This is a genomic window from Streptomyces sp. R302 (assembly GCF_012927245.1).
GTDB lineage: Bacteria > Actinomycetota > Actinomycetes > Streptomycetales > Streptomycetaceae > Streptomyces.
This window is the reverse complement of record NZ_JABBGE010000002.1, coordinates 506,038-526,813: the sequence shown is the minus strand read 5'-3', so window position 1 is coordinate 526,813 and position 20,776 is coordinate 506,038. Positions and strand designations below refer to the sequence as shown.

Annotated in this window: 18 protein-coding genes and 1 pseudogene; 10 read left to right on the top strand and 9 right to left on the bottom strand. The window is 75.2% G+C overall.

Annotated features, from left to right (window positions below):
* Nucleotides 1-31: 31 nt before the first annotated feature.
* A complete protein-coding gene (locus tag HHL19_RS08210; RefSeq protein ID WP_169087137.1) occupies nt 32-535 on the bottom strand; it encodes a hypothetical protein in 504 nt (167 codons plus the stop codon).
* A gap of 24 nt (nt 536-559) precedes the next feature.
* Nucleotides 560-1,687 (bottom strand): magnesium and cobalt transport protein CorA, encoded by a 1,128-nt coding sequence (locus HHL19_RS08205; RefSeq protein WP_169087135.1) that lies wholly within the window; start codon nt 1,685-1,687, stop codon nt 560-562.
* Nucleotides 1,688-2,110: 423 nt separating this feature from the next.
* Between HHL19_RS08205 and HHL19_RS08200 the strand changes: the two genes are divergently transcribed.
* The 4 genes from HHL19_RS08200 to HHL19_RS08185 all read left to right on the top strand — a co-directional run bounded on the left by HHL19_RS08200 (nt 2,111) and on the right by HHL19_RS08185 (nt 5,499).
* Entirely contained in the window at nt 2,111-2,701 is a 591-nt protein-coding gene (locus HHL19_RS08200) for a suppressor of fused domain protein (protein ID WP_169087133.1), read from the top strand.
* 109 nt (nt 2,702-2,810) lie between these two features.
* A complete protein-coding gene (locus HHL19_RS08195; protein WP_169087131.1) occupies nt 2,811-3,449 on the top strand; it encodes a DUF6758 family protein in 639 nt (212 codons plus the stop codon).
* Nucleotides 3,450-3,573: 124 nt separating this feature from the next.
* Nucleotides 3,574-4,443, top strand: coding sequence for a PHP domain-containing protein (locus HHL19_RS08190; protein ID WP_169087129.1), 870 nt, complete (start codon nt 3,574-3,576; stop codon nt 4,441-4,443).
* 450 nt (nt 4,444-4,893) lie between these two features.
* Nucleotides 4,894-5,499, top strand: a complete 606-nt coding sequence (locus HHL19_RS08185; RefSeq protein ID WP_169087127.1) for a MarC family protein — start codon at nt 4,894-4,896, stop codon at nt 5,497-5,499.
* Between the two features lie 87 nt (nt 5,500-5,586).
* Here HHL19_RS08185 and HHL19_RS08180 read toward each other — a convergent pair whose 3' ends face one another.
* Complete coding sequence (locus HHL19_RS08180; RefSeq protein ID WP_099054331.1) at nt 5,587-5,739, bottom strand: hypothetical protein; 153 nt, start codon at nt 5,737-5,739, stop codon at nt 5,587-5,589.
* A 183-nt stretch (nt 5,740-5,922) separates the two neighbouring features.
* Between HHL19_RS08180 and HHL19_RS08175 the strand changes: the two genes are divergently transcribed.
* Nucleotides 5,923-6,846, top strand: a complete 924-nt coding sequence (locus tag HHL19_RS08175) for an NYN domain-containing protein (protein ID WP_169087125.1) — start codon at nt 5,923-5,925, stop codon at nt 6,844-6,846.
* Here HHL19_RS08175 and HHL19_RS08170 read toward each other — a convergent pair.
* Nucleotides 6,830-7,732: an alpha/beta hydrolase gene (locus tag HHL19_RS08170; RefSeq protein WP_169087123.1), complete on the bottom strand. Its 903-nt coding sequence runs from the start codon at nt 7,730-7,732 to the stop codon at nt 6,830-6,832. The genes HHL19_RS08175 and HHL19_RS08170 overlap by 17 nt on opposite strands.
* 100 nt (nt 7,733-7,832) lie before the next feature.
* A complete protein-coding gene (locus HHL19_RS08165; RefSeq protein ID WP_169087121.1) occupies nt 7,833-10,703 on the bottom strand; it encodes a DEAD/DEAH box helicase in 2,871 nt (956 codons plus the stop codon).
* Nucleotides 10,704-11,197: 494 nt separating this feature from the next.
* Here HHL19_RS08165 and HHL19_RS08160 point away from each other — a divergent pair, with 494 nt between their 5' ends.
* Entirely contained in the window at nt 11,198-11,950 is a 753-nt protein-coding gene (locus HHL19_RS08160) for a ferritin-like fold-containing protein (RefSeq protein WP_169087119.1), read from the top strand.
* A gap of 137 nt (nt 11,951-12,087) precedes the next feature.
* Here HHL19_RS08160 and HHL19_RS08155 read toward each other — a convergent pair whose 3' ends face one another.
* From HHL19_RS08155 to HHL19_RS08140, 4 genes are all read right to left on the bottom strand, one after another.
* Complete coding sequence (locus tag HHL19_RS08155; protein WP_169087117.1) at nt 12,088-12,363, bottom strand: hypothetical protein; 276 nt, start codon at nt 12,361-12,363, stop codon at nt 12,088-12,090.
* A 275-nt stretch (nt 12,364-12,638) separates the two neighbouring features.
* Entirely contained in the window at nt 12,639-12,866 is a 228-nt protein-coding gene (locus tag HHL19_RS08150) for a DUF3107 domain-containing protein (RefSeq protein WP_169087115.1), read from the bottom strand.
* Between the two features lie 136 nt (nt 12,867-13,002).
* Nucleotides 13,003-13,662 (bottom strand): TetR/AcrR family transcriptional regulator, encoded by a 660-nt coding sequence (locus tag HHL19_RS08145; RefSeq protein WP_169087113.1) that lies wholly within the window; start codon nt 13,660-13,662, stop codon nt 13,003-13,005.
* Nucleotides 13,663-13,865: 203 nt separating this feature from the next.
* Nucleotides 13,866-14,081, bottom strand: coding sequence for a hypothetical protein (locus HHL19_RS08140; RefSeq protein WP_169087111.1), 216 nt, complete (start codon nt 14,079-14,081; stop codon nt 13,866-13,868).
* A 167-nt stretch (nt 14,082-14,248) separates the two neighbouring features.
* Between HHL19_RS08140 and HHL19_RS08135 the strand changes: the two genes are divergently transcribed.
* From HHL19_RS08135 to HHL19_RS37090, 4 genes and pseudogenes are all read left to right on the top strand, one after another.
* Nucleotides 14,249-15,229, top strand: coding sequence for an alpha/beta hydrolase (locus HHL19_RS08135; protein ID WP_169087109.1), 981 nt, complete (start codon nt 14,249-14,251; stop codon nt 15,227-15,229).
* Nucleotides 15,230-16,301: 1,072 nt separating this feature from the next.
* Nucleotides 16,302-17,123, top strand: a pseudogene (locus HHL19_RS36750) (DUF3152 domain-containing protein); the annotation flags it as partial.
* A 295-nt stretch (nt 17,124-17,418) separates the two neighbouring features.
* Nucleotides 17,419-19,059, top strand: coding sequence for a glycosyltransferase (locus HHL19_RS08125; RefSeq protein WP_169087107.1), 1,641 nt, complete (start codon nt 17,419-17,421; stop codon nt 19,057-19,059).
* A 13-nt stretch (nt 19,060-19,072) separates the two neighbouring features.
* A complete protein-coding gene (locus tag HHL19_RS37090; RefSeq protein WP_240981475.1) occupies nt 19,073-20,662 on the top strand; it encodes a hypothetical protein in 1,590 nt (529 codons plus the stop codon).
* The last annotated feature ends 114 nt before the right edge of the window (nt 20,663-20,776 follow it).

Sequence of the window (20,776 nt, the reverse complement as noted above, 5' to 3'; positions counted from 1 at the left end):
GGGCCTGAAGGCCCGGGGTCCGGGAGGGGCACTAGCGCCGCTTCTTCTTCCGGCGGAGGAGCAGCTTCGGCAGGGCGGCCGGGACCGGCCGGCGGGTGGTCGCCGGGGACGGCAGGGGGACGGCGGCGAGCGAGGCGTCGGGCAGCGCGGTGGTGGCGGTGCGCGGGTCGAGGCGCAGGACGCGGCACTCGCGCGCCCAGCGCTCGGGCATGGCCTCGCCGTCGGGGGCGTTGAGCCGCTTGCCCTTCAGTTCGGCGACGGCCGCGTCCCACTCCTCGGTGCCGGGGGTCAGCTGACGTACGGCGGCCGTCCAGGCGACGATCCGGCCGCCCTTGTCCTTGCTGCGGACGGTGACCTCGGCGGTGGCGCCGTCGGCGAGGCCGGGCAGTGGCTGCTCGCCGGGGCCGTCGCCGACCACGTGGGCGGCGCCGTCGTGCCAGACGTGCCAGAGCGCCCGGGCGGGCCCGGTGCCCCGGACCCAGACGAGGCCGGACTTCTTGGTGGCCTCCTCGACGAGGAACAGCTCTTCAGTCATGGCCCGCAGCCTATCGGGACGCCGCTACAGCCAGCCGTTGCGCTTCAGGGTGCGGTGGATCGCGAAGCAGATGACGGCGATGCCGCCGAGGACCATCGGGTAGCCGTACTTCCACTGGAGCTCCGGCATGTACTCGAAGTTCATGCCGTAGACCCCGCAGACCGCCGTGGGGACGGCGACGATCGCCGCCCACGAGGTGATCTTGCGCATGTCCTCGTTCTGCGCGACGGTCGCCTGCGCCAGGTTGGCCTGGAGGATCGAGTTCAGCAGCTCGTCGAAGCCGACGACCTGCTCCTGGACGCGGGCGAGGTGGTCGGCGACGTCCCGGAAGTACTTCTGGATGTCCGGGTCGACCAGCCGCATCGGCCGCTCGGAGAGCAGCTGCATCGGGCGCAGCAGCGGGCTGACGGCCCGCTTGAACTCCAGGACCTCGCGCTTGAGCTGGTAGATCCGGCCGGTGTCGGTGCCGCGCGTGGAGCCCTTCGCGGCGGGCGAGAAGACGTCGATCTCCAGCTGGTCGATGTCGAGTTCGACGGCGTCGGCGACCGCGATGTAGCCGTCGACGACGTGGTCGGCGAGGGCGTGCAGCACGGCCGAGGGGCCCTTGGCGAGGAGTTCGGGCTCGCCCTGGAGGCGGTGGCGGAGGTTGCGCAGCGAGCCCTGGCCGCCGTGCCGGACGGTGATGACGAAGTCGGGGCCGGTGAAGCACATCACCTCGCCGGTCTCCACCACCTCGCTGGTGGCGGTGAGTTCGGCGTGCTCCACGTAGTGGATCGTCTTGAAGACGGTGAAGAGGGTGTCGTCGTACCGCTCCAGCTTGGGCCGCTGGTGGGCGTGGACGGCGTCCTCGACGGCGAGCGGGTGGAGTCCGAACTCGGCGGCGATGCCGGCGAATTCGGCCTCGGTCGGCTCGTGCAGGCCGATCCACGCGAAGCCGCCGGACTCCCGCACCTGCGACATCGCGCCGCGCGGGGTGAGGCAGGCGCGGTCGTCGATGCGCCGGCCGTCGCGGTAGACCGCGCAGTCGACGATGGCGGTGGAGGCCGAGTGGTCGCGGGTCGGGTCGTAGTTCGTGTACGTGGTCGGGGTCTTGCGCAGGCTCGGACGCAGGCTGGGCCGAACGGCGGCGCGCAGGTCACGGATCATCGACATGGCGTGCTCCTTCACGGACAGGCCGTCGGCGAGCGTGGCGCAACCCGGAATGAGGACGGGAGAAGGACGTCGTCCACAAAGCGGGCGGCACCGGCGGATCGCGGTGACGGCGTTCGCAACTCAGACAGGCAAAGAGGAGGTGCTCTTCCGTCGTACGCGATGCCGGGGAAGGGGGTCCGCGGTTCAGGGACCCGGGGTCACCGGAGGGGGGAACGCACCGGGCTGGGGTGCGGTGCGGCGGAAGAGCGGCTGGTACTGCCCGATCGACTTCGGTCCATCGCAGTCCCACCTCCTCCGGCCGGTCCCTCGTGAGGGATGACGTGTGACGCACAGTCGGGAAACCCGACCAGTGGCCAACACTATCAGCCGACCGAGGGTCAATCCCTTACTTTGCCCGTTCCATACGCGATCTATGCTCGCCGCATGGGAGAAGTTCTTGCACTGGTCGAGGCCCGGCTGCGTACGGCCCTGGGCGAACCCGACGCGCGGGCCGCGGTGACCTTCCTCGGCACCGACCGGATCGAGGTGCTCCGCTTCGTTGACGCGGAGGCCGGGCTCGTCCGCTACGCCACGCTCGGCATGTCCGCCGCCCCGATGGCCGACCCGACCGCCGCCCTCGCCGACCCCGTCAAGGGCCCGCGCGCCGAGCTGGTCCTGACCGTACGCCTGGGGCGCGCCGACACCGACAAGGTGCTGCGCCCGCTCGCGGTGCTCGCCGCCACCCCTCAGGTGGAGGGCCTGATCGTGGCCGCCGGCGCCTCGCTGGACGTCGGCGAGCCGCTCTGGCCGGGGGCCGGCTTCAGCTCGGTGCTCGTCGCCGAGTCCGGCGGGCTCGTGGAGGACCTGGAGCTCGACGAGCCGATGGACCCCGTGCGCTTCCTGCCGCTGCTGCCGATGACGCCCAACGAGGCGGCCTGGAAGCGGGTGCACGGCGCGCAGGCCCTGGAGGAGCGCTGGCTCGCGAAGGGCACGGACCTGCGCGACCCGCTGCGCGGCTCGGTCGCCCTGGACTGACCCCGGGGCCGAGGGGCGGCGCGCGCCGGGGTGAACGCTCCCGGCCGGACGGGTGATCGGTCGCGGCCGTCCTTGACGGGAGGCGCGCGCGGGAGGACCGTTGAGCCCTATGAGGGGCGAACCCAGTTGTCCGAAGTGCGGTGGGCGGGTCAGGGCGCCCGGTCTCTTCTCCGACTCCTGGCAGTGCGACGTACACGGACCCGTGCACCCGCTGCAGCCGGTGATCCCGCCCAGCATCGAAGGCCTCGGCGTCGTCGTGCACCGCTCCCACGTGCCCGTCTGGATGCCCTGGCCGCTGCCCGTCGGCTGGCTCTTCACCGGCGTCGCGTACGCCGGTGACGACCGCAGCGGCGGCCGCGCCACCGCCGTCGCCTGCTCCGGGCCCGGCCCGCTCGGCGGCATCGGCGAGCTGCTGCTCGTCGCCGAGGAGCTGGGTGTCGGCCTGGGCGCCCGGTACGCGGGCATCGACGGCCCCGACCCCGGCTCCGGCATGGCCATCGACAAGCCGCCCGCGGCCAAGGTCCTCGCCGCGGGCCGCCCCACCCCCCTGTGGCACGTCACCGGCACCCCCCACGACCGGGCGGTCTTCGCCGGCGAGGCCCGTGGACTGTGGCTCTGGGCCATCGTCTGGCCCGAGCAGTCCGGGCTCCTGATGTACGACGAACTCGTCCTCACCGACCTCCGCGACGCGGGCGCCGAGGTCGACCTCCTGCCCTGCGGGGCGCTGACCCCTCGCCTGCTCGGCTGAGGGCCGGGGCGCGTCCCGCGGCGCGTAATGGGTGCCCGCTGGGTGGGATCCGTACAGCAGGGGGCGTATCGCCCGTTATGCTGGAGCGTCACTCGTCCGTGCCGAGCCCCTGGAGAACCGCGTCGTGCGCATCGACCTGCACAGCCACTCCACGGCGTCCGACGGCACCGACACCCCCGCCGAGCTGGTGCGGAACGCCGCCGCGGCCGGGCTCGACGTCGTCGCGCTCACCGACCACGACACCACCCGCGGGCACGCCGAGGCGATCGCCGCCGCGCCCGAGGGGCTGACCGTCGTCCCCGGTGCCGAGCTCTCCTGCCGCCTCGACGGCATCGGCCTGCACATGCTCGCCTACCTCTTCGACCCCGAGGAGCCCGCGCTCCTCGCCGAGCGCGAGCTGGTCCGCGACGACCGGGTGCCGCGCGCCCGGGCCATGGTCGCCAAGCTCCGGGAGCTCGGCGTCCCCGTCACCTGGGAGCAGGTCGAGCGGATCGCCGGAGACGGCTCCGTGGGCCGCCCGCACGTCGCCGAGGCCCTCGTCGAGCTGGGGGTCGTCCCGGACGTCTCCGGGGCCTTCACCGCCGAGTGGCTCGCCGACGGCGGCCGCGCGCACGTGCAGAAGCACGAACTGGACCCGGCGGAAGCGATCCGACTTGTGAAGGCGGCCGGCGGCGTCACCGTCTTCGCCCACCCGGGCGCCGTCAAGCGCGGCCAGGTCGTGCCCGAGTCCGCGCTCGCCGCGCTCGCCGAGGCCGGGCTCGACGGCATCGAGGTCGACCACATGGACCACGACGAGCCCACCCGCGCGCGGCTGCGCGGGCTCGCGAAGGAGCTGGGCCTGCTCGTCACCGGCTCCAGCGACTACCACGGCAGCCGCAAGACCTGCCGGCTCGGCGAGTACACCACCGACCCCGAGATCTACGGCGAGATCACCCGCCGTGCCACCGGCGCCTTCCCGGTCCCCGGCGCCGGCGGAGCCCTGACCCAGGGCTGACCCCGCCGGGCGCGCCCTCGGGTCCCGACCCGCCGGACGGGCTCCACGGCCCGACCCGCCGGACGGGCTCCACGGCCCGACCCGCCGGACGGATCCCCGGCTCGCCCGTCGTGTGACGCGGCCCCCGGGCCCGGCCGGCGACGGCCGGGGCTTCGGGCCGGCCTGCCGGACGGTTTCTCGGGCCCGGTCCGCCGACGGCCTCCGGTCCGGCCGGCCGGACGCGCCCTCGGGCCCGGTCCGGCGGACAGGTCGGAGAGGCCCGTGCCCCGGGCCGGCCTCCGTGCCCTGCCGCCGTCGCGCGACGACGGCCCGCACCCGTATCCGTACCGCCCCTGGCTCCGCGCGTCCGTCGCGCGGGGGCGGGGCACTCCTGCCCCGGTGCCGGAATCCTGAATTCCGGTCCGGTGCCTCACACCCCACCGTTCGACCCTCACCGCAAGGCACCCCACCGTGTTCGACGTCGCCGTCTTCGGCTCGCTCTTCCTCACCCTCTTCGTGATCATGGACCCGCCCGGCATCACGCCGATCTTCCTCGCGCTGACCTCCGGCCGCCCGGCCAAGGTCCAGCGCCGGATGGCCTGGCAGGCCGTCGCCGTCGCCTTCGGCGTCATCACCGTCTTCGGCATCCTCGGCCAGCAGATCCTGGACTACCTGCACGTCTCCGTCCCCGCCCTGATGATCGCGGGCGGCCTCCTGCTGCTGCTCATCGCGCTCGACCTGCTCACCGGCAAGACCGACGAGCCGAAGCAGACCAAGGACGTCAACGTCGCCCTCGTCCCGCTCGGCATGCCGCTGCTCGCCGGGCCCGGTGCCATCGTCTCCGTCATCCTCGCCGTCCAGCACGCCGACAGCGCCGCCGCGCAGATCTCCGTCTGGAGCGCCATCGCCGCCATGCACGTCGTGCTCTGGCTGGCCATGCGCTTCTCGCTGGGGATCATCCGCGTCATCAAGGACGGCGGCGTCGTCCTCGTCACCCGGCTCGCCGGCATGATGCTCTCCGCGATCGCCGTGCAGCAGATCATCAACGGCGTCACCCAGGTGATCCAGGGCGCCTGACCGGGCCCGGACACCACTGCGCCCCCGTGCGGATTCCGCCTGAGCGGAGTCCGCGCGGGGGCGCGGTGCGTGGTGTGGACCTGCCCGTTACGAGGCGGAGGTCTCTGCGGGGCGGATCCAGATGCGCTGGCCGATCGCTGCGGCCTGCTGCACGATCCGGTTGACGGAGGCGGCGTCCACGACCGTCGAGTCGACGGGCGTGCCGTCGATGTCGTCGAGTCGCAGGATTTCGAAGCGCATGGCTTCTCCCTTCGTCCGAGTTGATCCTCCATGCGGAGAACTGTGTACTGGCGTACGTATGTGTCCAACAGCGGAACCATCCAGAACATTCCTTCGCTAAGGAAAATTTTCGGATGGCTAACTACTGGCGGGTAGCGGAGCCGGCGGCGGACAATGAGGACCGACGACGGACAATGAGGGCCGATGAACGACGCCATGAACCCCGCACCGCCCACCGACGCCCTCGCCGCACTCGACGCCCGCCTGGAGCGCACCAATGAGCTCCTGACGCGGATGCTGGCCGAGGTCGCGAAGACCCCGTCCACCCACGCCATCTTCGTCGACGCCGGTTACGTCCATGCTTCCGCCGGGTTGCTGGTGACCGGCACCGAGGACCGGCGCTCCTACGATCTGGACGCCGAGGGCCTCATCGAGGCGTTCATCGACACCGCCCGCACGATCTTCGCCGACAGCAGGCTGCTCCGCGTCTACTGGTACGACGGCGCCCGCCGCCGCATCCACACCCCCGAACAGCAGTCCATCGCCGAGCTCCCCGACGTCAAGGTCCGCCTCGGCAACCTCAACGCCAACAACCAGCAGAAGGGCGTCGACTCCCTCATCCGCTCCGACCTGGAGTCCCTCGCCCGCCACCGCGCCATCAGCGACGCCGCCCTCGTCGGCGGCGACGAGGACCTCGTCTCGGCCGTCGAGGCCGCCCAGGGCTACGGCGCCCGCGTCCACCTCTGGGGCATCGAGGCCGCCGACGGCCCCAACCAGGCCGAGGCGCTGCTCTGGGAGGTCGACAGCCAGCGCACCTTCGACCTCGACTTCTGCCGGCCGTACGTCACCCGCCGCCCGGTCACGATGTACGAGAACGACACCGAGCCGCCACCCTCCCGCGACGAGGTCCGCTTCGTCGGCGCCCAGATCGCCGCCACCTGGCTCGGCGAACGCGGCCGCGACCGGCTCGCGGAACTCCTGCCCGGCGACCCGTACCTCCCCGCCGGCTACGACCAGGACCTCCTCGTCGAGGCCGAGTCCCGGCTCAGCCGCTCACTGCGCGGCCACGGAGCCCTCCGCCGCGCCCTGCGCGACGGCTTCTGGCAGCACCTCAGGGCGCAGTACTGAGCTCCGCCGCCTCGCGGGAGCGGGCGTCCACCCGCTGCCAGAAGGCGGCCAGCCGCTCGGCCGTCTCGCGCGGGTGCGAGACGTTGGGGGAGTGGCCCGCGCCCTCCACCACCGTGTGGTGCGCACCGGTACGGGCGGCGGCCGCCGCCAGCTCGGCCGGCGGCCAGACCATCTCCTCGGAGCCGTACGCCAGGTGCACCGGCATCCCCAGGCCGGCCAGCTCGGCCGCGCCGTCCGGGTCGCGCAGCAGCAGCCGGCCCGTGCCGGACAGCTGGGCGACCTTGGTCAGCATCCAGCGGCGCCGCAGGAAGCCCAGGACCTCCTCCGAGTCGACCGCCTCGTCGGGCTCCTCGCCCCGGCTGTCCAGCCAGCGCGTCGTCCGCCACACCCGGTCCTTCGCCAGCAGCGCGTGCCCGGCCCGCAGCGCCCGGATCCGGACCCGCTGCGGGCGGGCGACCCGGCCGGGACCGGAGGAGAGCAGCGTCAGCGAACGGAAGGCGCGCGGGGCGAGCACCGCGGCCGAGCGGGCGACGATCCCGCCGAAGGAGTGGCCGAGCAGGTGCACGGGGCCGTCGCCGAGCGCGAGGGCCTGCGCGACCGCGTCCAGGGCGAGCGCCCGGCGGCGGTAGGCGGCGCGGCCCCGGGGGCCGTACGACTCGTTCTGCCCGCGTCCGTCGACGGCGACGACGCGGTATCCGGCCTCGCCCAGCGGGCCCAGCAGCGCCAGGAAGTCCTCCTTGCTGCCCGTGTACCCGGGCAGCATCAGCACCGTCCCCCGCCGCTCGCCCGCCGGCGCCGTGTCGAGCACGGCGAACGCGCCGCGCACGGTGTCGAGGCGGCGGGCGCGGGTGCCCGGTGGGAGGTCGAGGGAGCGGGGCTTGCTCATGCAAGGACTGTAACCGGAGGGCGGTCGCCGGTACGACGACGGCGGCCCGGCCCCTGGTGGGGGCCGGGCCGCCGTCATGCCCGGAGGTCCGGGCGGAGCGTCACGCCTCCGGCTGTGCCGGGGCGGCCTTCTTCGCGGCGCGCTTGCGCGGGGCCTTCGGCGCCTCCTCGGCCGGGGCCTCGGCGGCGGGGGAGGAGGCCGGGGAGACGGCCTTCTTCACCGTGCGCCGACGGGTCGGCGTCGCGGTCTGCGGCTCCGACGCGTCCGGCGCCACGGCGGCGGCCGTCTTCTTGGCGGCGCGCTTGCGGGGAGCCTTGGGGGCCTCCTCGGTGGCGGTGGCGGTGGTGGTCGCCTCGGTCGCTTCGGTGGCCGGGGTGGCCTTCTTGGCGGTGGTCCGCTTGCGGGGGGCCTTGGGGGCTTCCTCGGCGGCCGGTGCCTCGGTGGCGGCCGGAGCCGTCTTCTTGGCGGCGCGCTTGCGGGGAGCCTTGGGGGCCTCCTCGGTGGCGGTGGCGGCGGTGGTCGCCTCGGTCGCCTCGGTGGCCGGGGTGGCCTTCTTGGCGGTGGTCCGCTTGCGGGGGGCCTTGGGGGCTTCCTCGGCGGCCGGTGCCTCGGTGGCGGCCGGAGCCGTCTTCTTGGCGGCGCGCTTGCGCGGAGCCTTCGGGGCCTCCTCGACGACGGCCGGGGCCGGGGTGGGCTCGGCGACCGGGGCCGGGATGACCACGACGGCCTCGGCGGGGGCCGTGGTCGTCACCGGGCTGGACGCCTTGCGGACCGCGCGGCGGCGCGGACGGCCGGCGGCCGGCTCCTCCACGACCGGGGCCGCGGGGGCCTCGACGACGGCCGGAGCCGCCTCGACGACGGCGCCCGGGGTGGTGGCCGGGCGGGTCGCCCGGCGCCGGGCACGCGGCGGCGCGGCCACGGCCTGAGCCGGGACGGCGGCCGGAGCGGTCTGGACCGCAGAAGCCTGGACCGGAGCGGTCTGGGCCGGAGTGGTCTGGGCCGGAGCCTCGGCGGCCGGGGCGGCCTTGACCGGGGCGGCGGCCGGGGCCGACTGGGCCGGGACCGGGGCGGACTTCCTGCGGGCGGCGGCCAGCTCGGCGGCGGCGGTCTCCACCGTCTGGAAGCTCACCGTGTCCTCGGCGCGCGGCCGGACCCGCCGCTTGCGCGGCGTGAAGACCGGGCCGGCGGCCGGGGCAGGGGCGGCGGGAGCGGCCTTGGCGACCGGCGCCACGGCCTTCTCGACGACCGCCGGGGCCGTCTCCGTACGACCGCCACGGCCACGCCGGCGGCGCGGGGCGGCCGACTCCTCGGCCGGGGTCTCCGCCGGAGCGGCGGGCGCGGCGGGCGCGGCCGTCTCGACCGCGGGGGTCTCGACGGCGGCCGGGGCCGTCTCCGTACGACCGCCACGGCCGCGGCGGCGGCGCGGGGCCGCCGACTCCTCGGCGGGGGCCTCGACCGGAGCGACGGGTGCGACGGATGCGGCGGGGGCCTCGACCGGGGTCTCGGCCGGCGTCACCGGGGTGGCGCCGGCGACCGGGATGCCGCCGGTCGACGGGCCGGTGCCGCGGGTGCGGCGGCGGCGCGGACGGCGGGGGCCGTCGACGGCCTCGGGGGCCTCGGCGGTCTCCGGCGCGGTGGCGGTCGCCTGCGGGGCTGCGGCCGCGGCCTCGGCCTCCGCGCCGCCACGGGTGCGGCGGCGCTGACGCGGGGTGCGGGTGCGGGCGGGGCGCTCCTCGGCGACCGGGGCCTCGGCGCGGCCACCGCGGCCACGACGGCCGCCGGGCTCGCCCAGGTCCTCCAGCTCCTCCGCGGCGAGACCCGCGCGGGTCCGCTCGGAGCGCGGCAGGATGCCCTTGGTGCCCTCGGGGATGTCGAGGTCGGTGTAGAGGTGCGGGGAGCTGGAGTACGTCTCCACCGGGTCGGCGAAGTCGAGCTCAAGCGCCTTGTTGATCAGCTGCCAGCGCGGGATGTCGTCCCAGTCGACGAGCGTGATCGCCGTACCGGTGTTGCCCGCGCGGCCGGTCCGGCCGGTGCGGTGCAGGTACGTCTTCTCGTCGTCGGGCGTCTGGTAGTTGATGACGTGGGTGACGCCCTCGACGTCGATGCCGCGCGCGGCGACGTCGGTGCAGACGAGGACGTCCACCTTGCCGTTGCGGAAGGCGCGCAGCGCCTGCTCGCGGGCGCCCTGGCCGAGGTCGCCGTGGACCGCGCCGGAGGCGAAGCCGCGCCGCTGGAGCTGCTCGGCGATGTCGGCGGCCGTGCGCTTCGTACGGCAGAAGATCATCGCGAGGCCGCGGCCGCGGGCCTGGAGGATGCGTGCGACCATCTCCGGCTTGTCCATGTTGTGCGCCCGGTACACGCGCTGCGTGATGTTCGCGTGGGTCACGCCCTCGTCGTCCGGCGAGGTGGCGCGGATGTGCGTGGGCCGCGACATGTAGCGGCGGGCCAGGCCGATGACCGCGCCCGGCATGGTGGCCGAGAACAGCATGGTCTGGCGGGTCGCCGGAAGCATGTTGATGATCTTCTCGACGTCGGGCAGGAAGCCCAGGTCGAGCATCTCGTCGGCCTCGTCGAGGACGAGCGTCCTGACGTGCGACAGGTCGAGCTTGCGCTGGCCCGCCAGGTCGAGCAGACGGCCGGGGGTGCCGACGACGACGTCGACGCCCTTCTGCAGCGCCTCGACCTGCGGCTCGTAGGCGCGGCCGCCGTAGATGGCGAGGACGCGGACGTTGCGCACCTTGCCGGCGGTCAGGAGGTCGTTGGTGACCTGCTGGCACAGCTCGCGGGTCGGCACGACGACGAGGGCCTGCGGGGCCTCGGTCAGCTTCTCGGGCTCGGCGCGGCCGGCCTCGACGTCGGCGGGGACGGTGACGCGCTCCAGGATCGGCAGGCCGAAGCCGAGGGTCTTGCCCGTGCCGGTCTTGGCCTGGCCGATGACGTCGGTGCCGGTGAGGGCGACCGGAAGGGTCATCTCCTGGATGGGGAAGGGGGTCACGATGCCGACGGCTTCAAGCGCCTCGGCGGTCTCGGGAAGGATTCCGAGCTCTCGGAACGTAGTCAGGGTGCTGCCTCTTCTGTGAGACGCGGCGCGAGGCGAACGAAGGGGGTCTCATCGTGCCGGGCTCTTCCCGCGGGATCCTTGGGGAAGATCACCGCCGGGTGGCACGGGACCACTGCCGCCGCTCGAGCGTCGTACCGCTGAGGGACCCTTCGGCGGGTCCGCCGGAAGGGCTGTCGGGCCGGAGCCGATCGGGCCACCGACCGGGCATCCTCATTCATGCGTCGGCCCACCGGGTACGTCCGAACGTACGAAAGCATGTCCGCATACTCGGCAGGCGCATTACCACTGTACCCCGGAATCGCGCATGTGTGTCGGGCGAAATGGTGATGAGGGCACGGTCACACTGACTGACCAGGTCCTTCGGGGCGTGGAGGGGGCGTGGAGGGCGGGCTATTGTGCCGTGCATGGAGACGCCTGACAACGCCACGCCCGCCGGTGGGACCGACGCCGACACCAGCCCCACCGGCATCGCCGCCGAGGACTGGGCCACGGCCTCCGCCGAGCCGCAGTACCGCGCCGCCGTGATCGACCTCCTCGGCGCCCTCGCCTACGGCGAGCTCGCGGCCTTCGAGCGGCTCGCCGAGGACGCCAAGCTCGCGCCGTCCCTGGAGGACAAGGCGGAGCTGGCGAAGATGGCCTCCGCGGAGTTCCACCACTTCGAGCGGCTGCGCGACCGGCTCGCCGCCGTGGACGCCGAACCGACCGCCGCGATGGAGCCCTTCGCGAAGGCGCTCGACGACTTCCACCGCCAGACCGCCCCGTCGGACTGGCTGGAGGGCCTGGTCAAGGCGTACGTCGGCGACTCGATCGCCAGCGACTTCTACCGGGAGGTCGCGGCCCGCCTCGACTCGGACACCCGCGCCCTGGTGCTCGCGGTGCTCGACGACACGGGCCACGGCAACTTCGCCGTGGAGAAGGTCCGCGCCGCGATCGAGGCCGACCCGCGCGTCGGCGGCCGGCTCGCGCTGTGGGCCCGCCGGCTGATGGGCGAGGCGCTCTCGCAGGCCCAGCGGGTGGTGGCGGAGCGGGACGCGCTCTCCACGATGCTCGTCGGCGGGGTCGCGGACGGCTTCGACCTGGCGGAGGTGGGCCGGATGTTCTCCCGGATCACCGAGGCGCACACCAAGCGGATGGCCGCGCTCGGCCTCGCGGCCTGAGCCCCTATTCGTACGACGGCCGCGTGGCCCGGGACCTGGACGGGTCCCGGGCCACGCGGCCGTTCGTCGTTCGGTACGCGCGGTCCGTACGCGCTCGGTACGCGCGCTCGCTCGGTCCGCGCGGTCCGTACGTGCGCTCAGTACACGGCGGGGGATGATCGGCGCAGCCGGCGGGCGGCCGGGCGCACCAGGAGCGAGAGCAGCACCGCCGCCACGGCGACGGCCCCGACGAGGGTGGCGAGGAAGTGACCGGGGCCCAGCGCCCCGTGGGTGACGAGCGCCCCGAAGACGGCGCCGAGCGCACCGGTGAGGAGGACGGTCCTCCGGGCGGGGAGGCGGTCGGGCAGGCGGTGCGCGGCGGCCCAGGCCAGGGCGAGTCCGAGCAGCGCGGAACCGAGGGCTTCCAGGAACACGGTGGATCACCTCGCGGAGGGTGCGGGGCGGGCGGTGCGGTCAAGCCCCCTTTACCCCGGGCCACCGGAACGCAATCCTCCCTCCGCCCTGGTGGGACGGCCCGTACACGCGCCGGACAGGGCCGGAACCCGGAGCCGGACCGCCTCCGGGACGAGGCCTCGGGGTCATCCGGACGGGCGTACGCGGATACCGGCGCGGGCCGAACGCGAGGAGGCCCGGAAGGACGGATGTCCCTCCGGGCCTCCTCGCCGCCTTCAGCGGCGAGAGCCGGGGCTCAGAGCGTGCCGAAGCCCACGCGGCGCACCGCGGCCTCGCCCAGCTCGACGTACGCGATCTTGTCCGACGGGACGAGGACCCGGCGGCCCTTCTCGTCCTCGAGGCTGAGCAGCGGCACCTTGCCGGACAGCGCGTCGGCGACGGCGCGCTCCACGTCCTCGGCGGGCTGCCCGCTCTCCAGAACGATCTCCCGGGGTGCGTACTGCACGCCGATCTTGACCTCCACGGCTATGTCCCTCCGAACGGTCAGCCATGCGCGATGAACCCGCGCCGTACGCTGCACACATTAGCCCGGTGAGGGGACGAGCACGGCTCGGTGGCGGCACGCCAGGAGCGAACAGCCACCGGGAACAAAGAGACGGTCAGTGGCCCTCGGCGCTCAGCTGGCCCTCCACGGCGTGCAGCGGGAAGCCCGCGATGCCGCGCCAGGCGAGCGAGGTGAGCAGGGAGACCGCCGTGTCGCGGGGGATCGGGGACTCGCTGGACAGCCAGTAGCGGGCCACGACCTGCGAGACGCCGCCGAGGCCCACCGCGAGCAGCATCGACTCGTCCGTGGACAGGCCGGTGTCCTCGGCGATGACCTCGGAGATCGCCTCGGCGCACTGCAGGCTCACCCGGTCGACCCGCTCGCGCACGGCCGGCTCGTTGGTGAGGTCGGACTCGAAGACGAGCCGGAAGGCGCCGCCCTCGTCCTCGACGTAGGCGAAGTAGGCGTCCATGGTGGCCGCGACGCGGAGCTTGTTGTCCGAGGTGGAGGCGAGGGCCGTGCGGACGGACTGGAGCAGGGCCTCGCAGTGCTGGTCGAGCAGGGCCAGGTAGAGCTCCAGCTTCCCGGGGAAGTGCTGGTAGAGCACCGGCTTGCTGACCCCGGCCCGCTCGGCGATGTCGTCCATGGCCGCCGAGTGGTAGCCCTGGGCGACGAAGACCTCCTGGGCCGCACCGAGCAGTTGGTTCCGCCGGGCACGGCGCGGCAGCCGCGTACCGCGAGGGCGTGCTGCCTCTGTCTGCTCGATGGCGCTCACGCGGCCTCCCAAGAATTCGATCCAGTGCGCTGTCGCGCCGCGCGGCCATCGTACTTTTGGGTAACCCGGGTGTGCGCGGTGCGGACGCAGAATTTCACGGACCGGACGCCTGGGTCGACAGGCGATTCAAGATTAAACCGAACAAATCAGCGGTAGTCGTCGGCGGATTGTCGTGCGCGGATTGCCGGTCGCCGGTTTCGACGTCAGCGGTAGTCGTCCTCGTCCAGCGTGACGACGCGCGCCTGTTCCGAGGCGTCGCCCTCGTCGGCCGCCTCGTGGGTGATGTCGCCGAGCGGCTCGTCCTCGTCGGAGCGCAGGTCGGTGTGCTGTTCGGCGGCGTCGGCCTCCGGGACTTCCTCGTCGAGCACGGTGTCCTCCTCCTCGGGGAACGTGTCCGGCTCGGACGGATCGACAGTCATGGGCTTCCTTCCCGTCCTCCGCGGATGACCCTCACCTCCGAGCGTAGGAGCAGCGGCGGCCGCCCGCACCGTGGAGGCGGCCGCCGGGGGATCGGAGCGGGGCGCCACGCGGCCCTGTGACCGCACCCACACCCGGGTGCGCGTGATCGTCTCGTAATATTGCGGCCATGTCCTCGACCGAGCTGCCGGAAACCCGGACCGCCGACACCGCTCCGGCGTCGTCGCCTCCGCGCGCCGTCCGGGTCGCCGACGGCGAGGAGCTCCGCTCCGTCGCGCTCCCCGGACTCACCCTCACCGTGCGCTCCCGGCCCGGCGTCCGCGCCGGCCTGCCGCCCGCCCTGTACGTGCACGGCCTCGGCGGTTCCTCGCAGAACTGGTCCGCCCTGATGCCGCTGCTCGCCGACCTCGTCGACGGCGAGGCCGTCGACCTGCCCGGCTTCGGGGACTCCCCGCCGCCCGACGACGGCAACTACTCGGTCACCGGCCACGCGCGGGCCGTCATCCGGCTGCTCGACGCCTCCGGGCGCGGCCCGGTCCACCTCTTCGGCAACTCGATGGGCGGCGCCGTCGCCACCCGCGTCGCCGCCGTCCGGCCCGACCTGGTCAGGACCCTGACCCTCGTCTCGCCGGCCCTGCCCGAACTGCGCGCCCAGCGCACCGCCTGGCCGACGGTGATGCTCGCCGTCCCCGGCGTCGCCGGGCTCTTCGCCCGCCTCTCCCGCGACTGGACCGCCGAGCAGCGCGTCCGCGGCGTCCTCTCGCTCTGTTACGGGGACCCCGGCAAGGTCACGGAGGAGGGCTTCCGGCACGCCGTCGAGGAGATGGAGCGCCGGCTCGAACTCCCTTATTTCTGGGACGCGATGGCCAGATCCTCGCGTGGGATCGTCGACGCCTATACGCTCGGCGGCCAGCACGGCCTGTGGCGTCAGGCGGAGCGGGTCCTCGCGCCCACCCTCCTGATCTACGGCGGCCGTGACCGGCTCGTCTCGTACCGGATGGCCCGCAGGGCCGCCGCGGCCTTCCGTGGCTCGCGGCTGCTGAGCCTGCCCGACGCCGGACACGTGGCGATGATGGAGTCCCCCGAGACGGTCGCCGCGGCCGCGCGGGAACTGATCGCGGACCACGACGCGCGGCACGACGGGAGCTGAACCCGGGGTGGGACGACATAGTCGCAAGGGGCCCGCGCCCACGGCGGCCGACACGGGGCGCGCTCCGGTGGCGGACACGGGGCGTACCCCGGTGGCGGACACCGGGCCCGCGCCCGCGGCGGACACCGGCGCGGGCGCCGGTACGGGCCGCCGTCGCAGGGCCGCCGACGGCACGGACCAGTACGCCCCGTCCCACGGCACCACCCGCACCCACGGCCCCTTCCACGGCCAGGGCGCACCCGCCCAGGGAACTCCGGCCCACGGGACCCCCGGGCGGGGCGCGCCCGCGCAGGGCGCGCCGGGGTACGGCGCTCCCGCGCGCGGCGCCTCCGGTCAGGGCGCTCCGGGGTACGGCACCTCTGGGCGCGACGCTTCCACGCAGGGCACTCCCGCGCACGAGGCCCCCGGGCGCGGCGCCTCCGCGTACGGGACTCCGGCGCAGGGGACTCCGGCGTACGGCGCTCCGGGGCGGGGCGCTGCCGCACAGGGTTCTCAGGGGTACGGCGCTTCCGCGTACGGGACTCCGGCACACGGGACTCCGGCACACGGGACTCCGGCGTATGGCGCGCCCGCGCAGGGCGCGCCCGCGCGCGGCGCTGCCGCACAGGGTGCTCCCGCACAGGGCGCTTCCGCGCACGGGACTCCGGCACACGGGACTCCCGCGCACGGCACTCCCGCACAGGGCGCTTCCGCGCACGGGACTCCCGCACACGGGACTCCGGTGTACGGCGCGCCCGCGCAGGGTGTCGCCGCGCAGGGTGGGCTCGCGCACGGTGCCCCGGGGCGCGGGGCGTCGGCGCACGGAACCGCGATGCGGGGGGCTGCCGGGCAGGCGGCCCTGGCGTACGGGGACGCCGCGCCGGGTACGCCCGCGTACGGGGGCGGGCATGGGGCTTCGGAGACGCCCGCTCATGGGATTCCGGTTCGTGGCGGGCATCCCGCGGACGAGGAGGGTGGGCGGCCGGGGCCTGAGCGGTACGGGCCTGTCACCGGTGCCGTGCCGGTGGTTCCCGGGCCCCGGCGGGCGGCTGCGGTGCCGCCGGTCGAGAGCGACGCGGAGCCTGTGGCCGGGCGGGGCGGGAAGGGGTGGGCGTTCACCGGGATCGCCGCCGCGGCCGTCACCACCTGCCTCGCCATCGTCGTCGCCGGGCAGGTCGCCGACGGTGAGGACGACGCGCCGGCCGTGCGCGCCGCGGAGACGCCTGCCGAGCGGGCCTCGGACGGTTCCGCCTCGCGCTCCGACGAGCGCGTCGCGCCGTCGAGCCCGGCGCCCGCCAAGACGCAGCCGGCGCCCACGTACGAGCAGTTGATGGCGCGTCAGTTCACGATCGACCCCAAGCTCAGCGGCTCCGGCGAGTTCGAGGCCGTGGCCGGGCTCGACAAGGCGCCGGGCCCGGGGCGGAAGTACCGCTACCGGGTGGACGTCGAGAAGGGGCTCGGGCTCGACGGCAAGCTCTTCGCGCGGGCCGTCCAGCAGACGCTCAACGACAAGCGCAGCTGGGCCGGCCAGGGCGCCATGGCCTTCGAGCGGATCTCCAGCGGCGAACCCGACTTCGTCATCACCCTCGCCAGCCCCGGCACCACCGGCACGTGGTGCGCCAAGTCGGGACTCGACACCACCATCGACAACGTCTCCTGCGACTCCGCCTCCACCGAGCGCGTGATGATCAACGCCTTCCGCTGGGCGCAGGGTTCGGAGACCTTCGGCCCGAAGGCGATGTACGCGTACCGGCAGATGCTGATCAACCACGAGGTCGGACACCGGCTCGGACACAATCACTCGTCGTGCCGGACACCCGGCGCGCCGGCCCCCGTGATGCAGCAGCAGACGAAGTCCCTGGATCTCGACGGAATCAGCTGCAAGCCCAACCCCTGGGTGTACCCGGGGAGTTGATCCCGCCGTTCGATGATCGCGGCCGGGGGCGTATTCATCGCCTCCGGCCGTCGCCGTTCCGTCTTTCCGGCATTCTCGCGCGCGCCCCCGGAATTCGACTTTCCCGTCCGGTTTCCCGCCGGGAGGCGTACTCCGGACGAACGCCACCGGGCCGGGAAAGTCACGCGCATTCACCCCTTCCGGTGGTGCGGCGGACAACCGTCCGTCGCACCACCGGTCGCTGCGCTTACGTTCATCCCGCTGCGGGATTCCCGGCCCGGGAATCCCAGTCGACGACGACCGGGGGTGTGGACACGTGCGGATCGGACTGCTCACGGAGGGTGGCGTACCGTGCGCCACCGGTGACACCGGGGCCTGGTGGCAGCGGCTCGTCCGCGGCCTCGCCCCCCACGACTTCGACCTGTACGCCGTCGGCGGCCCCCTCCCCGCCACCCCGCTGCCCCCCAACACCCGGCCCGTCCCCGCCACCGGCGAAGGCGCCCCCGCCGCCGCCCCGCCCGAGCGCGCGGGCCGCCGCGCCTACGGCCGCCGGGACCGCCGCCGCTTCGCCGAGGGCTTCCACGCCCTCGCCACCGGCCTCACCGCCGAGTCCACCCCCGGCACCGGGGCGGACGAGCCCGCGCGGGCCTTCGCCGACGGCCTCGGCGCCCTCGCCGACCTCGCCCGCGACAGCGGCGGACTGCCCGGCGCGCTCCGCTCCGACGAGGCCGTCCGCCTCCTGGAGGCCGCCTGCCGCGCCCCCGGCGCCCGCCGCGCCGCCGCCGCGGCCGGACTCCGCGACCACCTCGCCTTCGCCGACCACCTGGAGCGGGCCCTGCGCCCCCTCTCCCTCGGCTGGTACGACGAGACCGCCCTCGGCGCCGCCGACCTCTGCCACGCCACCGCCGGCGGGTCCGTCGCCCTCCCCGGGCTCCTGGCCAAACGCTTCTTCGGCACCCCGCTCCTCGTCACCGAGTACGGCGTCGGCCTGCGCTCCCACTACCTCGACGCGGGCACCGCCGACCGCTCCACCGCCCTGCGCACCCTGCTCGCCGCCCTCCACGGCCGCCTCGCCGGGGAGACGTACCGCGAGGCCGCCCTCCTCACCCCCGGCAACGCCCACGCCCGCCGCTGGCAGGAGCGCCTCGGCGCCGACCGGGACCGGGTCCGCACCGTGCACCCCGGCATGCCCGCCGAGCGCTTCGCCGAGGTCGGCGAGGACGAGGGGAGCGGCGAGCCCGGCACCCTCGTCTGGATCGGGCGGGTCGAGCCCGCCAAGGACCTCGTCGCCCTCCTGCACGCCTTCGCCGACCTCCGCGCCCACCGGCCCGACACCCGGCTGCGGATCGTCTCCGTCCCCGCCGAGCAGGGCGAGGCCGACCATTGCGCCTACCTCGCGCAGTGCGCCGCGCTCGCCGCGCAGCTCTTCCCCGACGAGGCGGCCGGCGCCCACGCCGTCGGCGAGAACCCCGTCTCCTTCGAGGAGCTCGGCGGCCCCGAGGCGCCCACCCTGGAGGACGTCTACGCCTCCGCCGCCGTCGTCGTCCTCTCCAGCACCGTCGAGGGCTTCCCCGCGAGCCTCGTCGAGGCCATGTTCTGCGCCCGCGCCACCGTCTCCACCGACGTCGGCGCTGTCGTCGAGATCATCGGCGGCACCGGGCTCGTCGTGCCCCCGCGCAACCCCCGGGCGCTCGCCGACGCCTGCCTCGCGCTGCTGCGCGACCCCGACCGCCGGCACCGGCTCGGCGCCGCCGCCCGCGCCCGCGCGCTCGAACTCTTCACCGTCGACCAGAACCTCGCCGCGTTCCGCGGCATCTACCTGGAACTCCTCTCCCACGCGCCGGTACGCCACCGCGCCGGGTCCGACGTGCCCTTCGCCCACCCCGCCGAGGCCCACCTCCCCGGCAGTTGGGCGCCGAAGGCCGTCTCCGCGGGCACAGGAGCCCCCGATGCCTGAAGGAGGCACCCCCATGCGCGGCCCCGCCGCCCCGACGAGCCCCGGAGCCTGGGACGCCCGCTCCGAGGCCCTCCTCGGCGCCCCCGCGGTGGATGCGGAACCCACGCCCTCCGGCATAGCCCCGGGGCCCGCCGGCCCGCTCCCCACCCTCGACCTCCACGCGGACCCCACCCCCCTCCCCGGTGGGGAGACCGCGCTCGACGACCTCCTCTCCGCCTTCGGCCCGCCCCGCCCGACCCCGCACGCGCGCGTGCCCGAGGAAGAGGCGGAGGCCGAACCGGACGCCGCGCCCGAGGCCGAGGCCGCGCCCGAGGCCGCACCCGACGCCGACGCCGACGCCGACGCCGACGCCGACGCCGACGCCGACGCCGAGGCCGCACCCGACGCCGAGGCCGAAGACGCCGCCGCCGAGGTCGACGCGGCGGAGGACGCGCCCGCGCCCGTTCCCGACCCCGGGGCCACCCCCGTACCCGAGGCCGCTCCCGCCCCGGGAGGCGCCGTCGCGCCCGGGCCCGGAGCCGCCTGGGGGGAGCCGCCCGCACCCGCGCCCGCCGCCGCGCCCGCCCCCGCCGCCAAGGCGCGCCGCGGTGGCGATCCCGTCAAGGTGCTCGTGCACCGGCACCGGGAGCTGTGCGAGCGGGCCGTCGACCCGCTGGAGGTCGCCGCCGGACTCGAAGCGCAGGGGTTCACCGACCGGACCGCCGCCCGCTACCGGCACCGGGACGTCTTCTCGCTCGCCGAGGAGCTGTACGCGCGCGTGCCGCGCGCCCACCGCGAGGCCGCGCCCGACGAGGAGCCCGACGCGCCCCGCGCACCCTGGGCGCTCGCCGCGTGCGCGCCCGGCGCCGCCGCCGCGCTGCTCGTGCCCGCGCTGCTCCACCTCGACGGGGCCGCCCGGCTCGTCACCGGGACCGCCGCCGCGCTCGGGCTCGCCGCCGCGCTCGTCCTCGCCGTCCGGCGCGGACCCCTGCACGCGCCCGCCGCCGCGCCCGCCGCCCGGCTGTGGACGCTCTGGCTGCTCGCCTACGCCGTCGCCGGCGACGGGCTCCTGGAGGAGGTGCTCCGCGGCGGACCCGACGGCGCCTGGCGCATCGCCCCCGCGCCGCTCCTCGGGCTCGCGCTCGCCGTCGCCCCCGCCGCCTGGTGCGCCCACCTCTTCGCGGGCCGGGCCCGGCGGCACATCGCCGACAGCCGGGGCCTCGCCGACTTCGCCGCCGCCACGCGCGCGTGGCTGCTGGCCGCCGTGCTCCTGCACCTCGCCGCCCTCACCGCCCTGCTCGCGCTCACCGGCCTCACCGCCGGGGCGCTCGCCCTCGGCGCCCTGCTCCTGACCGCCCGGCTGCTCGCCGTCCACGGACACGCCGAGACCGCCGCCGCCGCACTCGCCGCCGCCTGCGCCGCCGAAGCCCTCGGCCTCGCGAGCGTGCTGGCCGCCCGGCTCCCGCTCCCCGGCTTCGACGCGCTCGCCGTCCCCGTACGGACCGCCGTCGACGCCTGGGGCGCCGGCGCCCTCCCCGCGCTCGTCTGCGGCGCCGCCGCGCTCGGCCTGCTGGCCCACGCGACCGGCGCCCTCACCCGGGCCTCCGCCCACACCGCCCCCTGACCCGTCGCACCCGCGGAGCCGACGCCGCGGGCGCCCGGCCCGACTCACCACCCGCAAGGAGAAACCAGACCATGACCCCTCACTCCCCAGCACCGGCCGGTCGGCACGAAGGGG